Source organism: Arthrobacter melezitosi (genome assembly GCF_054511055.1).
Genome location: NZ_JBTNDJ010000022.1, coordinates 1 through 13536, shown reverse-complemented (window position 1 = coordinate 13536; position 13536 = coordinate 1). Strand labels below are relative to the sequence as shown.

The window sequence follows — 13536 nt, the reverse complement described above, 5'->3', positions numbered from 1 at the left end:
GGGTGTCCTTTGCGGTTGGAGGTGGCGGGACGAAGCGCTCCGTCCCGGATGGGACGTCAGATCGGTTTGCGGATCAGGGCCAGGAACATGGCATCGGTGCCGTGAAGGTGGGGCCAGAGCTGCGCCGTGGACCCCGTCCCCGAGGGGGCGGGCCGGCCGGAACCCAGCGGCCCGCCGATGCTGACGGCGTCCAGGGCGGCACCGGAATCGAGCAGTTCCATGTCCGGCCGCCGGCGCAGGGCATCCTCGACGACGGCGAGGGTCTCGGCATGGTGCGGTGAGCAGGTGACATAGGCGACGACGCCGCCCGGGCGCACGGCCTCGAGTGCCGACTCCAGCAGGCTGCGCTGCAGCGGGGCCAGCTCCACGAGGTCGGCGGGCTTGCGCCGCCAACGCGCTTCGGGCCGGCGCCGCAGCGCACCGAGCCCGGTGCAGGGCGCATCGACAAGGACGCGGTCGAAACTTCCAGACTCCTCCTGCCCGAGTTCCCTGCCATCACCAACGCGCACCGTCCAGGCGTTCCCGTCCACGGGGCGGAGCGCCTGGCGCACGAGCTGCGCCCGGTGCGGCACCGGCTCGTTGGCCACGAGGCTCGCCGGCACGGAGCGGCCCAGGGCGGCGAGGAGCGCGGATTTACCACCGGGCCCGGCGCACAGGTCGAGCCACCGCTCGGCACCGCCGGCGGGCGCCCCCTCCGGCGCCGCTCCGGTTCCGTCCGCCAGCGCGGCACCCGGGCCGGCGGGCGCCGGAAGCAGGTCGACGGCGGCGAGGGCGCGGGCGACGAGCTGGGAGCCCGCGTCCTGGACGCGGAGCGTGCCTTCGCGGACCCCGGCCAGCCGGCCCACGTCGCCGCCGGCGAAGTAGGCCGAGCCTTCGGCCAGGCGGCCCGGCTCGGCGCCCTCGGCCAGTGCTTCGTCGAGGGAGCCGAGACCGGGAAGGGCAACGAGGTTGACCACCGGGGCGGCGTTGTCGGCCTCGAGCAGTTCGTCGATCTCCTCGACGGAGCGCCCGTGGGCGACCAGCGACTGCCGGAGCGCGCGGACGATCCACTCCGGGTGGCTGTGCGTCAGGGAGGCGATCTTGACCCCGTCGGTCTGGCCGGAGGTCAATTCCCCGACCCAGGAGGCGAGGTCGCGGGCGGCCACCTTCCGCAGGACGGCGTTGACGAGGGAGGCGGGGCCGGCGCCGATGACGGCGCGGACGAGTCCGACCGTCTGATCGAGCGCGGCGTGGGCGGGCACCCGCATGCCCAGCAGCTGGTGGGCACCGAGGCGCAGGGCGTCCAGCACCGCCGGATCGAGCTGGGCCAGTGGCCGGTCGACGCAGCGGGCCAGCACCGCGTCGTACGTCCCCTGCCCGCGCAGGGCACCGTAGGCGAGCTCGGTGGCGAACCCGGCGTCGCGCCGGTCGAGGCGGTGCTTGCGGATGCTCGCGGGCAGGACGAGGTTCGCGTAGGCGTCCTCCGCGGCCACCGCCCGGAGCACCTCGAAGGCGACGAGGCGCGCCGGGTCGGCCTTCCTCGTCCGCTGCGACGGCGCGGCCTGCGAGTACTTCCGCTCGCCGGAGCGGTTGCGCTCCCTGCCCTTTTCATTGCGCCGCGGGCGCTGGCCCGGCCGCTGGCCTGCTCCTGGGGTATCAGACATCGAAAACCAACTCTCCGCGCGCCGAGGCGCCCCTCGCCCAGTCCCGGGCATCCATCATGGTCTTGCCGGCGGGCTGGAGGCGGTCGAGCACCACGGGCTCCGATCCCGTGCCCACGTGCACGCCGTCGCCCCTCAGTTCGATCCGGCCGGGAGGAAGGCCCTCCGGGTTTTCAGGCCCCGCGCCCGCTGCCCCGCCGCCCGCCGGGCGCACCGGTGCGATCTTCACGCGCTGCCCCGCGAGGAGCGTCCAGGCGCCCGGCTCGGGGGTCACTGCATTGATCCGCCGCCGGACGGCGACGGCCGGCTGCGTCCAGTCGATCCGGGCGTCGTCGATGGTCAGCTTGGGGGCAAGGCTGACCTCGCCCTGCTGCGGGACGGCCTCCACCGTGCCTTTCTCGAGCGCCGTGAGGGTCTGCGCGAGCAGGACGGCGCCGCTGGCCGCAAGCCGGTCCAGGACCTCGCCGCTGGTGTCCGACGGTGCAAGCGCTTCGGTCACGGTTCCAAAGACCGGGCCGGTGTCCAGACCGCGTTCAAGGAGGAACGTTGTCGCACCGGTGATGTCGTCGCCGTGCAGCACCGCGTGCTGCACGGGGGCGGCACCGCGCCAGGCCGGCAGCAGCGAAAAGTGGAGGTTGATCCAGCCGTGCCGGGGAATCCCGAGCGCCTGCGGCGGGACGAGGCCCCCGTAGGCAACGATCGCCGCGGCGTCGAGGTTCAGCGCGGCCAGCTGCGCGACCACCTCGTCGGTGAACCGGTTCGCCTTGATCAGCGGCAGCCCCAGCTCCTGCGCCCGGGCGGCCACGGGACTCGGGGTAAGGGTCTTCTTCCGGCCCACCGGCGCATCGACACGGGTGAGCACCGCGGCGATCTCGAAACCGGCGTCCGAGAGGATATCGAGTGCGGGGACGGCGACGGCGGGCGTGCCCGCGAACAGGATCCTCATCGCCTTTGACCCTGCCGTTCCCCGCGGGCCGGTGCGCCGGCCGGACCGGCTCCGGGTGCGGCGGCGGATGCGCTGATGAAGCTTGAACCGAGCGTCTTGGCGCGGTGGGCCGCTGTCTGGCCGGCGACGCTGTTGTAGTCGGCGCTGCGGATCGCACGCATCGCGGCCTTCTTTTCCTCGCCCCTGAGCCTGTCGATGTACAGCGTGCCGCGCAGGTGGTCCGTCTCGTGCTGGAGGCACCGCGCCAGCATCCCGGTGCCCTCCACCTCGACCGGATTCCCCCTGGCGTCCTGGCCCCGGACCCTCGCCCACTCGGCGCGGTCCAGGAAGTTCCCCAGCCCGGGAACTGAAAGGCACCCTTCGACGGCGGCGCCACCCTGAAGTTCCTCCCCGACCTCAAGCACCGGGTTCACGATGTGGCCCTCGAATCCGTCGATGCGGTAGGTGAAGACCTGCAGGCCCACACCGATCTGGGGGGCCGCGAGGCCCACGCCCTGCACATCGATCATCGTTTCGGCCATGTCCGCCACGAGCTTCTCGAGCTCGGGACCAAAATTCGTGACCTTTGCGGCGGGCGTGCGCAGGATGGGGTCGCCGATGATCCGGACACTCAGTACAGCCATCTGGTTTCGAATTCCTTCACCTGGTTGGAGGGCGCGGACTTGAGGAGCGCGGCGGCAGGCCCGGCTGGGCGCTGCGGCGGCCCGGCGGCATGCGCGGACCCCGGACTTCGACGTTCAAAGCCTTCGAGCCATTCTAGAACGCCCGCCGCCCGACCTCCCCGCGCGCCCGGTTCCTGCCCTCTGCGGCCACCCCGGCGGGGTCCGGGCACGGCCGTTCGCCATGCGCCGGCGTGAGAAGACGCCGGTGGCCACTGGAGGGGGACGCTAGAAGCCGGACGCTGCGACGGAGGACGGCGCTTCCGGAACACCGGACACCGGTTCCCGGGAGTCGGCGGCCGGACGTGCCGCCATCCCCGGCGCCGCAGCAGGACCGGGTGGTGGGCCGATGGGAAGCAACGCCCGCCCGGCCGTTTCGGCGTTCCGGCCGGCTTCCCACGCACGGCGCAGCGCGCAGAATCGAAACCAGTGCTCCTTCAGCACCTCGGGGTTGGCGCGGAGGGCGCGGACCTCCGTCTGGCCGACGGCGACTCCGAGCAGCAGCGGCTGATCGCCGTACTTCCACGGTTCCCATTCGCCCTTGGCGGGGTCCACGAGGCTCTCCTGCGCCTTCATCCCGGCGACCAGCTGCATGACCACCTTGTCATCAAGGCCCTTGACGAAGCCGTCGCGGTCGGTGTTCTTCGTCTTGTAGTCGATCAGGCACAGCCGCCCGCCGATCGTGGCGACCAGGTCGAGGGTCCCGGCATAGCCGAGCTCGGTGTTCCACACGGTGAGCTCCGGGGCGATCGGCCGGACGTCGTAGAGTTCCCACCACTCATCGAAACGGGCCGCGAAGCCTTCCTCGCCGTTCTCCACGAGCGCCAGACGCGCGGCGTCGAGCGTGTGCGGCCGCCCGAGGGCGCGCAGCGCCACCTGCTCGCAGTAGTTGTGGACCCGGGTGCCGCGCAGCGCCGCGTCGTCGCGGTAACGCTCCGCGGCCTGGGCGGCGTCGCGGATGGCCTGCTTCAGCTCGGCGGGCTTGCCCAGGGACCCGGGAAGGCGCGGGTCGGCGGCCAGCGCGTTCGCGGCCATGTGTCCGAACCAGCCGCCAAGGGATGATGGCGCCTGGGCGATGACGGTCGTGATCGACGGGACCGTGGGCTGGTCCGACGTCGACCTCGCATACATCCGTCCGTAGGGCGTGGAATGGGCGAGCAGCGGTTCAGTCATGGCTTAAGTCTGTCACCCTCCGGTGACACTCCCGCGCCGCGCGGTGAAGCCGAAGACGCGCCGGATTGGACGAACCCCGAATAGTCCTATAGAGTTTTTTCTCGTTGGAAAACAGAAAAACACGAGGAACTCAAGGGTTTCGGTGTCGGAAATTTTCTTTCTGCGGACGTAGCTCAGCTGGCTAGAGCACCACCTTGCCAAGGTGGATGTCGCGGGTTCGAATCCCGTCGTCCGCTCGCAAGTCACTGCATGGCCGGGTTCATCCGGCTGTCTGTTTGTTGGATAGCGGTGGGGTGGCCGAGTGGCTAGGCAGCGGCCTGCAAAGCCGTGCACGCGGGTTCGAATCCCGTCCCCACCTCCAGTAGGTGAATTGCACAGCAGTAAAATGGGCGATTGGCGCAGCGGTAGCGCGCTTCCCTGACACGGAAGAGGTCACTGGTTCGATCCCAGTATCGCCCACCAAGAAAGACCCCCGGGAAACCGGGGGTCTTTTGTCATTGGGCCATTAAGCGGCCCTGGCGCCGGCATCCGACCGCCTCCCCCAGTGGCCCGGACCGGATGCAGCATCCACCCCCTTGCAATTAACTGACCGGTCGGCTATAACTGTTCGAGTAGGTAGTCGACCGACTGTCTAGTTAGGGATGGAAACCATGGAATCACGTAAAGTCGCCGTCATCACCGGCGCATCGCAGGGCATCGGAGCGGGCCTCGTCGAGGGATACCGCAATCTTGGGTATGCAGTTGTAGCCAACTCCCGCTCCATTGCTCCGTCCGAGGACAGCGATCTTGCCACCGTTGCCGGAGACATCTCGTCACCCGAGGTCGCTGAGCGCGTTCTTGCCACGGCCATTGAGCGGTTCGGCCGCGTCGACACGCTCGTGAACAATGCGGGCATCTTTATTGCGAAGCCCTTTGTGGACTACACCCAGGAGGACTACGACAACGCCCTGCGCGTGAACCTGGGCGGCTTCTTCCACATCAGCCAGAAAGCGATCGCGCACATGGCTGAGCAGGGCTCCGGGCACGTCGTGAACGTGACAACCACCCTGGTGGAGAATGCCAACTCGAACGTCCCTTCCGCCCTCGCCTCGTTGACCAAGGGCGGTCTGGCTTCCGTCGTGAAGTCGCTCGCGATCGAATACGGAGCCCGTGGGGTGCGGGTAAATGCAGTATCACCCGGCATCATCAAGACGCCGCTGCATTCGGAGGAGACGCATGACACCTATGCGGCACTTCATCCCGTCGGGCGGATGGGAACCATCGACGACGTCGTGCACGGCGTGCTCTACCTCGAGCAGGCCCCATTCGTCACCGGTGAATTCCTCCACGTCGACGGCGGCCAGAGCGCGGGAAACTAGACCCGGACGGGGGGGGCGTCTCCGCCGCCCCCACCCCGGCGAGGGAAAAATGAAGCGTTCTTCCCTCCCGCGAAGCAGCAACCACCACATCTTTTCGGTCCTGCGGACCCAGGAGGCAGCTTCAGCCCATGATGACGCAACAGTTCAACGTGGACGTCGTCTCTCCCTCCTACTGGCGGGTGACCTTCGCCAATGGCCCAGTCAACCTCTTCGACCCGGATTCGATCGACGAACTCGCCCTCCTGCTCAACACCGCCGAGCAGGATCCCGAACTTCGAGTGATTGTCTTCCGCAGCGACAACCCCGGTTTCCTCATGGCGCACTGGGACCTCCTCAGCGACAAGGCCAGGGTGGCGAACATGGCACCGGGGCCGACGGGCCTTCACCCGTACCTCGCCAATTTCATCCGCCTCAGCAGACTCCCCGCGGCGACCATTTCCGTCATCCGCGGACGGGCGCGTGGAGCCGGCAGCGAGTTCGTCCTTGCCACCGACATGCGGTTCGCATCGGAGCGCGCGGTGCTGGGCCATTTTGAAGTGGGTATCGGCGCCGTGCCGGGGGGAGGCCCAATGGCGCGACTTGGGCACCTCGTCGGGCGTGGCCGGGCCCTGGAGATCCTCCTCGGAGCCGCTGACGTCGGTGCCGAGGCCGCCGCTGCATACGGCTATGTCAACCGGGTCATCAGCGATGCGACGATCGAGGCCGAGGTGGATGCGCTTGCCCGCCGCATCGCCGGATTCGACAAGACGGCCGTGGCCCGGACGAAGGCGCTTGTCGATGAGGCGACGCTGCCGGAGGATCAGGAATTCGCACCAGGCCTTGAGGCGTTCTTCGCGACCGCAGGCCGGCCCGTGAGCCAGCCGCTGATCCACAGCCTGTTCGCCCGGGGCCTGCAGCAGGCCGACGGGGTCGAACTTGGAGCTCGGACGCCACGTCGGAGCACCGCTGGACGAGTGACATGGAGGCGCCCCAACACGATCCGAACCCCAGGCCCGCTCGATTCCGGTGGGCTCCGACGGGGAATTACAACCCCAGACCCGGGGTTGATAGCTCTCACAACGACAGGTCCTGAATTAGGGGTAGAACGATGAACACACTGCTTGAGCAGGTGGTGGCAGCCAATGGCGGCCTCGACCGCTGGAAGAACCTCACCACCTCCACCGCCCGGATCACCTACGGGGGCCCTTTCTGGGAGTTCAAGGGCCAGCCCGACGTCGTCGGCACCGACCTCGTGGAGGCGTCCCTGCAGGAGGAGCGCACCCGCCACACCCAGGAGGGCACCGGCCGCGTCGTCGAGTACGACAAGAAGACGGACCGCGTCACGGTTACCGCCGCCGACGGCACGCTTATCGAAGAACTGAACAACCCCCGCGCCAGCTTCGAGGGCTACACCCCCGAGACCCAGTGGTCCCTTGCCCAGATCGCCTACTTCCGCAGCTACGCCACGTGGCACTACCTCGTGGAGCCCTACCTCTTCGCCTGGCCCGGCGTCGACACCCAGGAAGTCGAGCCCTGGGAGGAGAACGGCGAGACCTGGCGCGTACTGAGCGTCACCTTCCCTTCCTCAATCGACACCCACAGCACGACGCAGCTCTACTACTTCAACGCGGCCGGCCGCCTGCGCCGGATGGACTACGAGCCCGCGGTCAACGGCGCCACTCCCGTTGCCCACTACATCCGGGATGAGGCCGAGGTCGACGGCCTTGTTGTTCCCACCAAGCGGCACATCCACATCCGTAATGAGGACCGGACTCCCGATCTTTCGTGGATCCCGATCGAAATCGACCTGAGCGACATCAGGATTTCGTGACCCCACGGCCGGAGGGGGGCGATCCTCCCCTCCGGCCGACCGCCCGCCGTGGCCGGGCCATCCGACCCGCTCCCCCGCCGCGGTCCGGCCGTGGATTTGGCTCCCGTCTTCGCTAGGCGATATTGTTGAGCGAAGGCATCGCCCGCCGCCGGTTCCGCGAAACCTGGAAGAAATTCCACCTCCGGAACCGCCGTCGACCCGATGCACTTCATACCGGGGCCCCCCGTCGGGACGCCCTTTCGCGGACGTAGCTCAGCTGGCTAGAGCACCACCTTGCCAAGGTGGATGTCGCGGGTTCGAATCCCGTCGTCCGCTCCACTGATGGTCGTGCCGGCCCGCCCCACGCACCCTCCCCCCGCGAAACGGCAGCTCACCACCGCAAACCCCGCCCAAAGGGTGGTGATGTGCGCACTCGACGCAGCCAACGCGGGCGAACCCGCGCAGCCTCCCCCGCGAAACTGCAGCTCACCACCCCAAACCCCGCCCAAAGGGTGGTGATGTGCGCACTCGCCCCGAAAACCCGTCCGACCCGCCCGCGGCGCTTCGCCGGCCGGGAACCGCCCCCAGACGATCCGGCATCGGGTGCACTAGGATTGTGACGAAGGGAACACCAGGTTCCCGGGTAGGAAAGGAGGTGCCTGTGTCTGTTTTTGACGGGCTCAAAGGCAAGGCCGGTGGGTTGAAGGACAAGGCGACCGGACTGATCGGCGCCAACTCGGAGAAGGTCAAGGCTGGCATCAACAAGGCCGGCCACCTTGTCGACGGCAGGACCGGCGGCAAGTACTCCGGGCGCATCCGCGGGGTGCAGTCGAAGGCCTCGGCGATGGTCGACAAGATCGAGCGCGAGAAGCGCGGCGGCACGACCGGACCTACACCTCCTCCGGCCTCATCGCTTTAAAGCACGACAAAAGGAGCGCCGGTCCCGCCGTGAGGCGGAGCCGGCGCTTTTGTTTAAGCCGGACTTACCTGGGCTCCGGTACCCCCTGGCGGGCCAGGGCGGTCAGGCGTGAGACGGCCCGGTAGTACTTCTTCATGTAGCCGCCGTGCATCATCTCGTCGGTGAACAGCTTGTCGAAGGACACCCCGCTGGCGAAGATCGGCACGTCGCGGTCATAGAGGCGGTCGGCCAGCACCACGAACCGCAGGGCCACCGACTGCTCGGTGATCGTCGAGACGCGGTGCCAGGCGACGGCCTCGACCCCGTCGAGAAGCTGGCGGTACTTGCTGGGATGCACCCCGGCGAGGTGGTGGATGAGGTCGCCGAAGTCGTCTTCCGCCAGCACCCCGCCGTTGCCGGAGTAGTTGCGGACGTGGTCGCGCAGGCCCGACTCGGACAGCGGCGCCGGCGGCTGCGGCAGGCCGCGGTGGCGGTAGTCCTCGCCGTCGATCCGCAGCACGTCGAACTGGTCGGCGAGCACCTGGATTTCGCGCTGGAAGTCGACGGCCGCGAACCGTCCCTCACCCAGGGACCCGGGCAGGGTGTTGGAGGTGGCCGCCAGCTTGACGCCGGCGTCCGCCAGTTCGCGCATCAACCGGGACATCATGACCGTGTCGCCCGGATCGTCGAGCTCGAACTCGTCGATGCAGACCAGGTTGTAGCCGCTGAGCGAATCGACGGTCTTGCGGAAGGAGAGCACCCCGCACAGGTTCGTGTATTCGACGAATGTTCCGAAGGCCTTGGGGCCCTTCGTCGCGTGCCAGAGCGAGGCCAGCAGGTGGGTCTTCCCGACGCCGAAACCCCCGTCGAGGTAGATCCCCGCACGGGAGGGCGCCTTGCGGGCGCCAAAGAGCTTCCGCAGTCCGCTGGGCTCCGGCTCGTCGACGCTCGCCGCGAAGGCGCGCAGACCCTTCACGGCGGCCGACTGCGAGGGCTGCTGCGGGTCAGGGCGGTAGCTGGAGAACGAGACGTCCTTGAAGCGGGGCGAGGGGTAGAACCCGTCGAGGAGCTCCTCGACTGAGACTTTCGGCGCGCGGTCGGTCAGGTGCTCTACGGATGCCACGGATCTGGGGTGCTTTCTCTTGCCGGCCGAGGGTTTCGATGGCGGGCGCGACGGCGCGCCCGGTAGGCAACATTACGGCACCGGGCCCGCACCCGGCGGAAGCAATTGCCGCCGGGCGTGGTTACGCTAAGAGAGAGAAGCCGCCCCCAGCAGAAAGCGATTTCATGCCGCTTGAAACAGATCCTTCCGAAAAATTCGTCGGTTACGCCCACCCCGGCCGACTCGTCACCACCGCGTGGCTCGCCGAACACCTCGGCGCGGACGGACTTGTGGTCCTTGAATCCGATGAGGACATCCTGCTCTACGAGACCGGGCACATCCCCGGGTCGGTGAAGATCGACTGGCACACCGAGCTCAACGACGAAGTGCGCCGCGACCTGGTCGACGGCGAGGCCTTCGCGCGGGTCATGTCCGCCAAGGGCATCTCCCGCGACACCACGGTGGTCATCTACGGAGACAAGAGCAACTGGTGGGCCGCCTACGCCCTCTGGGTCTTCGAGTTGTTCGGCCACGAGGACGTCCGGCTGCTCGACGGCGGCCGTGACAAGTGGATCGCCGAGGGGCGGCCGCTGACCACGGAGCCGACCGCCGTTCCGGCAGCGGACTACCCGGTGATCGAGCGGAACGATCCCCGCGTGCGCGCCTACCTCGGCGACGTGCTCGAGCACTTCGGCAACCCACTGATCGACGTGCGCTCCCCGGAGGAATACACCGGCGCCCGCACCCACATGCCCGCCTACCCCGAAGAGGGCGCGATGCGCGGGGGCCACATCCCGACGGCGGCCTCCATCCCCTGGGGCCGCGCCGCCGCCGAGGACGGCACCTTCCGCACCCGGGAGGAGCTCGAGGCGATCTACCTCGGCGAGGCCGGCCTGAAGGAGGGCGACGACGTGGTGGCGTACTGCCGGATCGGCGAGCGCTCAAGCCACACCTGGTTCGTCCTGACCCACCTGCTGGGCTTTGACCGGGTCCGCAACTACGACGGATCGTGGACCGAGTGGGGCAACGCGGTGCGCGTGCCGATCGCCCGCGGTCCCGAGCGCGGCGAGGCGCCGGCCGTCACCATGGGGGCCCGGCGGTGAGCGCGGCGCTGCCGGCCCAGCTGGCCGGGATCATCGACGACTTCCAGGACCTCACCGAGCCGGACCGCCTCCAGCTGCTCCTGGATTTCTCCCGCGAGCTGCCGGAGCTGCCGGAGCGCCTGCGGGAGCACCCCGAACTGCTCGAGCAGGTCGTGGAGTGCCAAAGCCCTGTCTTCCTGACCCTCGAGGTCGGCGGGGACCCCGAGCGCCGGGTGAGCCTGTTCTTCTCCGCTCCCCCGGAGGCCCCGACGACGCGGGGCTTCGCCGGAGTCCTGATGGAAGGCCTGAACGGGTTGCCCGCCGCGGAGATCCTCGCGGTTCCGGACGACGTGCCGGACCGGTTGGGCCTGACGCGCGCCATCACGCCGCTGCGCATGCGCGGCATGAGCGCGATGCTGGGCCGGATCAAGCGGCAGATCAGGGAGACTGCGGCCTAGCCCCCGCGCCGGGATGCCGGCCGCCGGGGAGCGTACGCTGGTGCAGCACCCGGTCGAGCCAGCGTGAGACAGTGTCCTCCCACCGTGCCGGGTCAACGTTCCACTCCTTGGTGTGGCGCGCCCGGTGGAACCGCTCGAAGGTGACGAAGGCCGGGTTCCGTTCGGCGAGTTCCACCGACGGGGCGACCGGAACGAACTCGTCGTCCTCGCTGTGCAGGATGAGCGTCGGGATGGTCAGCTGGTCGGCGCGGGAGATCCAGTCCATGCTCTTCAGGTCCAGGGGTGCGGCGAGGCCGGTGATCCGCTTCGCGGCGTCGTTGGCGAGCAGCCACTGGCCGAGCCGGCCCACCGGTGCCGGAATCCGGTTCAGCTGCGCATGGTAGGCGAGCACCTCGATCCAGTTCACCACCGGCCCGTCGAGCACCAGGGCGCCGATGCGCCGGCGGTGGCGCGAGAGGTCGGCGGTCTGCAGGGCGATGGCGCCTCCCATGGACCAGCCGAACAGCACCACCTCCTGGGCTCCGGCGGCGATGGCGTAGTCGATCGCCGCCTCGACGTCGCGCCACTCGGTGGCGCCGAGGCCGTAGCGGCCGTCGGGGGCGAACGGTGCGTCGCCGTCGTTCCGGTACGAGATGACGAGGCTGGTCAGGCCAAGGCCGCGCGCGGTGCGCACCGCCCGCAGCGCCTCGGTGCGCTGGGCGCCCCTGCCGTGGATCATGATGGCCCACGTCTCGGCCGGCGCCTCGGCGCGGATCAGCCACGCCGGAGCCACCCCGCCGTCCACCGGCACCTGGACCTCCTCGTCGGCGAACCCCAGGCCGGACGGCGTCGGGTAGACGCTTCCGCTCCACCAGCCGCGCCGGGCCGTGCGCAGGTCCCCGGCGTACACCTCCTCGACGTCGCGCTCCACCGTGCCCTCGCGGGGACTGTACGAACGGATCGCACCGATCCGGGCGTGGCCGGCCCCCCGGTCGAAGTACAGGCTGTAGGTGCCCTCCACCGTGGTGTCCTCGTTCGCCGGCAGGATGACGCGCTGGTCGCGGCCGGCCCCGGTGACCGCGAGGATCTCGAGGTTCTCCTCCCGGGTCCTGGCCGGGGTCACCACCCGGCGCGCGAAGTAGGCGGCGAGCGCCGATGCGGCGGTGGCCGCGGACGAGGTCACCAGCGCGCCCACGCCGACGCCGAGCGCCGTCCATTTCACCCAGGGGGCGGACGCGGAGGCCTGTGGTGCTGGTGGGATTGCCATACGGCCATTCTCACCTGTTCCGGCGCGCAGCGGGCAATTTGGGCGGAGGCGGTGCGTCGCGCCTTCCGGGATTCCGGCCGCCGGGGCACGGCCCTGGTGGTGCGCCTCCCGTCCCCGCCGGGCCGGGTCTACTGTTGGCGGTATGAACCCAACCATTCTGGTGCTGACCGAGGAAGCCCTGCAGGACGCCGACGTGACGAACCTGAGGACACTACAGGGCGAGGAGGAGGCCGAGTTCATCATTCTCGTCCCCGCCGACCGGAACAAGAGCATCGTCGGGGAGTTCTTCCACCACCTGAGCATGCTGGAGTTCGCCCAGGCGTTCCGGGACGTCGCGGGCAAGGACTCCGACCGCAGCCCCGGGCAGACGGCCAGCGATGCCCTGGAGGCCTCGCTGCGGAGGGCCGCCGCCTCGGGGTTGAACGCACGCGGCTACACCGTCGGCGACAACGCCGTTGAGGAGTTCGTGCGCGCCGCCGCCGATGAGAACGCCGCACAGGCGGTCGTGATCACCCGCCCGCACGCCGTCGCGGACACCCTGCATACCGACTGGGCTAACCGGGCGCAGAGCCATCTGGGCATCCCTGTGCTGCACCTCTACTCCGGATCGGGATTTATTGGGGACTCGTGAGCGTTGCCAATAGCATGACGACATCAGAAAATGCCGCCCAGCCGGAAATCCTCAAGACCGACGACGAGTGGCGCAAGGAACTGACCCCCGAAGAATTCCGCGTGCTGCGCCAGGCCGGCACCGAACGCCCCTGGACCGGCGAATACACCGATTCCCACACCGCCGGTGTCTACCAGTGCCGGGCCTGCGGACAGGAACTCTTCACCAGCAACGAGAAGTTCGACTCCCAGTGCGGCTGGCCGTCCTTCTGGGCTCCGCTCGCCGAAGACAAGGTCCGGTACATCCGCGACCGGAGCATGGGCATGGAGCGCATCGAGGTCCGCTGCGCGCGGTGCGATTCCCACATGGGCCACGTGTTCGAGGGTGAGGGTTTCTCAACCCCGACCGACCAGCGGTTCTGCATCAACTCCATTTCGATGAAGCTCGTTCCGACCGAGTAACAGCGCCGGCCAACCGGCCCGATTGACCCAAGAGGCCCGGGGGGGGGGCGCACCCCCGAGCGAGGATAAAGGGGCTGGTTCTCTTACTAAAAAGGGGGAGAGGGAGAGAGGAGG

Annotated in this window: 14 protein-coding genes and 4 tRNA genes; 12 read left to right on the top strand and 6 right to left on the bottom strand. The window is 69.0% G+C overall.

Going from position 1 to position 13536, the window contains the following annotated elements:
* Positions 1 to 56: 56 nt before the first annotated feature.
* The 4 genes from ACX80W_RS15500 to ACX80W_RS15485 form a co-directional block, all read right to left on the bottom strand.
* Complete coding sequence (locus ACX80W_RS15500; RefSeq protein WP_459284844.1) at positions 57 to 1643, bottom strand: RsmB/NOP family class I SAM-dependent RNA methyltransferase; 1587 nt, start codon at positions 1641 to 1643, stop codon at positions 57 to 59.
* Complete coding sequence (fmt, locus tag ACX80W_RS15495) at positions 1636 to 2586, bottom strand: methionyl-tRNA formyltransferase (RefSeq protein ID WP_459284842.1); 951 nt, start codon at positions 2584 to 2586, stop codon at positions 1636 to 1638. Before fmt ends, ACX80W_RS15500 begins: the two co-directional genes overlap by 8 nt.
* The gene (gene def / locus ACX80W_RS15490; protein WP_459284840.1) at positions 2583 to 3209 is read right to left on the bottom strand and encodes a peptide deformylase; all 627 of its coding nucleotides are present in this window, start codon (positions 3207 to 3209) and stop codon (positions 2583 to 2585) included. Before def ends, fmt begins: the two co-directional genes overlap by 4 nt.
* A 264-nt stretch (positions 3210 to 3473) precedes the next feature.
* Positions 3474 to 4418, bottom strand: coding sequence for a cytochrome (locus ACX80W_RS15485; RefSeq protein WP_459284838.1), 945 nt, complete (start codon positions 4416 to 4418; stop codon positions 3474 to 3476).
* Between the two features lie 162 nt (positions 4419 to 4580).
* Here ACX80W_RS15485 and ACX80W_RS15480 point away from each other — a divergent pair.
* The 8 genes from ACX80W_RS15480 to ACX80W_RS15445 all read left to right on the top strand — a co-directional run bounded on the left by ACX80W_RS15480 (position 4581) and on the right by ACX80W_RS15445 (position 8484).
* A tRNA-Gly gene (locus tag ACX80W_RS15480) sits at positions 4581 to 4654 on the top strand.
* A 51-nt stretch (positions 4655 to 4705) separates the two neighbouring features.
* A tRNA-Cys gene (locus ACX80W_RS15475) sits at positions 4706 to 4779 on the top strand.
* A 26-nt stretch (positions 4780 to 4805) separates the two neighbouring features.
* A tRNA-Val gene (locus ACX80W_RS15470) sits at positions 4806 to 4880 on the top strand.
* A 188-nt stretch (positions 4881 to 5068) separates the two neighbouring features.
* Complete coding sequence (locus ACX80W_RS15465; protein WP_459284836.1) at positions 5069 to 5776, top strand: SDR family NAD(P)-dependent oxidoreductase; 708 nt, start codon at positions 5069 to 5071, stop codon at positions 5774 to 5776.
* Positions 5777 to 5904: 128 nt separating this feature from the next.
* Entirely contained in the window at positions 5905 to 6867 is a 963-nt protein-coding gene (locus ACX80W_RS15460) for an enoyl-CoA hydratase/isomerase family protein (RefSeq protein ID WP_459284834.1), read from the top strand.
* The gene (locus ACX80W_RS15455; RefSeq protein ID WP_459284832.1) at positions 6864 to 7586 is read left to right on the top strand and encodes a hypothetical protein; all 723 of its coding nucleotides are present in this window, start codon (positions 6864 to 6866) and stop codon (positions 7584 to 7586) included. Before ACX80W_RS15460 ends, ACX80W_RS15455 begins: the two co-directional genes overlap by 4 nt.
* 241 nt (positions 7587 to 7827) lie before the next feature.
* Positions 7828 to 7904 (top strand) — tRNA-Gly (locus ACX80W_RS15450).
* A gap of 322 nt (positions 7905 to 8226) precedes the next feature.
* The gene (locus tag ACX80W_RS15445; protein WP_459284830.1) at positions 8227 to 8484 is read left to right on the top strand and encodes an antitoxin; all 258 of its coding nucleotides are present in this window, start codon (positions 8227 to 8229) and stop codon (positions 8482 to 8484) included.
* Between the two features lie 64 nt (positions 8485 to 8548).
* Here ACX80W_RS15445 and zapE read toward each other — a convergent pair whose 3' ends face one another.
* A complete protein-coding gene (gene zapE / locus ACX80W_RS15440; RefSeq protein ID WP_459284828.1) occupies positions 8549 to 9586 on the bottom strand; it encodes a cell division protein ZapE in 1038 nt (345 codons plus the stop codon).
* Positions 9587 to 9750: 164 nt separating this feature from the next.
* Here zapE and ACX80W_RS15435 point away from each other — a divergent pair, with 164 nt between their 5' ends.
* Both ACX80W_RS15435 and ACX80W_RS15430 read left to right on the top strand, forming a co-directional pair.
* Positions 9751 to 10668 (top strand): sulfurtransferase, encoded by a 918-nt coding sequence (locus tag ACX80W_RS15435; protein WP_459284826.1) that lies wholly within the window; start codon positions 9751 to 9753, stop codon positions 10666 to 10668.
* Positions 10665 to 11105 carry a SufE family protein gene (locus ACX80W_RS15430; protein WP_459284824.1) on the top strand — a complete coding sequence of 147 codons (441 nt, stop codon included), beginning with the start codon at positions 10665 to 10667 and terminating at the stop codon, positions 11103 to 11105. Before ACX80W_RS15435 ends, ACX80W_RS15430 begins: the two co-directional genes overlap by 4 nt.
* Here ACX80W_RS15430 and ACX80W_RS15425 read toward each other — a convergent pair.
* Positions 11086 to 12351, bottom strand: a complete 1266-nt coding sequence (locus ACX80W_RS15425) for an alpha/beta hydrolase family protein (protein WP_459284822.1) — start codon at positions 12349 to 12351, stop codon at positions 11086 to 11088. The two genes, ACX80W_RS15430 and ACX80W_RS15425, sit on opposite strands and share 20 nt — an antisense overlap.
* A 142-nt stretch (positions 12352 to 12493) precedes the next feature.
* On the opposite strand from ACX80W_RS15425, the gene ACX80W_RS15420 reads away from it, so the two are divergent.
* Together ACX80W_RS15420 and msrB are read left to right on the top strand one after the other, a co-directional pair.
* Positions 12494 to 12982 carry a hypothetical protein gene (locus tag ACX80W_RS15420; protein WP_459284820.1) on the top strand — a complete coding sequence of 163 codons (489 nt, stop codon included), beginning with the start codon at positions 12494 to 12496 and terminating at the stop codon, positions 12980 to 12982.
* Between the two features lie 14 nt (positions 12983 to 12996).
* Complete coding sequence (gene msrB, locus ACX80W_RS15415; protein ID WP_459284818.1) at positions 12997 to 13422, top strand: peptide-methionine (R)-S-oxide reductase MsrB; 426 nt, start codon at positions 12997 to 12999, stop codon at positions 13420 to 13422.
* Positions 13423 to 13536: the final 114 nt, after the last annotated feature.

What these genes read in the sequence shown, in the direction of transcription:
- ACX80W_RS15500 (WP_459284844.1), bottom strand. Translation starts at nt 1,643, where the DNA reads ATGTCTGATACCCCAGGAGCAGGCCAGCGGCCGGGCCAGCGCCCGCGG.
- fmt (WP_459284842.1), bottom strand. Translation starts at nt 2,586, where the DNA reads ATGAGGATCCTGTTCGCGGGCACGCCCGCCGTCGCCGTCCCCGCACTC.
- def (WP_459284840.1), bottom strand. Translation starts at nt 3,209, where the DNA reads ATGGCTGTACTGAGTGTCCGGATCATCGGCGACCCCATCCTGCGCACG.
- ACX80W_RS15485 (WP_459284838.1), bottom strand. Translation starts at nt 4,418, where the DNA reads ATGACTGAACCGCTGCTCGCCCATTCCACGCCCTACGGACGGATGTAT.
- ACX80W_RS15465 (WP_459284836.1), top strand. Translation starts at nt 5,069, where the DNA reads ATGGAATCACGTAAAGTCGCCGTCATCACCGGCGCATCGCAGGGCATC.
- ACX80W_RS15460 (WP_459284834.1), top strand. Translation starts at nt 5,905, where the DNA reads ATGATGACGCAACAGTTCAACGTGGACGTCGTCTCTCCCTCCTACTGG.
- ACX80W_RS15455 (WP_459284832.1), top strand. Translation starts at nt 6,864, where the DNA reads ATGAACACACTGCTTGAGCAGGTGGTGGCAGCCAATGGCGGCCTCGAC.
- ACX80W_RS15435 (WP_459284826.1), top strand. Translation starts at nt 9,751, where the DNA reads ATGCCGCTTGAAACAGATCCTTCCGAAAAATTCGTCGGTTACGCCCAC.
- ACX80W_RS15425 (WP_459284822.1), bottom strand. Translation starts at nt 12,351, where the DNA reads ATGGCAATCCCACCAGCACCACAGGCCTCCGCGTCCGCCCCCTGGGTG.
- ACX80W_RS15420 (WP_459284820.1), top strand. Translation starts at nt 12,494, where the DNA reads ATGAACCCAACCATTCTGGTGCTGACCGAGGAAGCCCTGCAGGACGCC.
- msrB (WP_459284818.1), top strand. Translation starts at nt 12,997, where the DNA reads ATGACGACATCAGAAAATGCCGCCCAGCCGGAAATCCTCAAGACCGAC.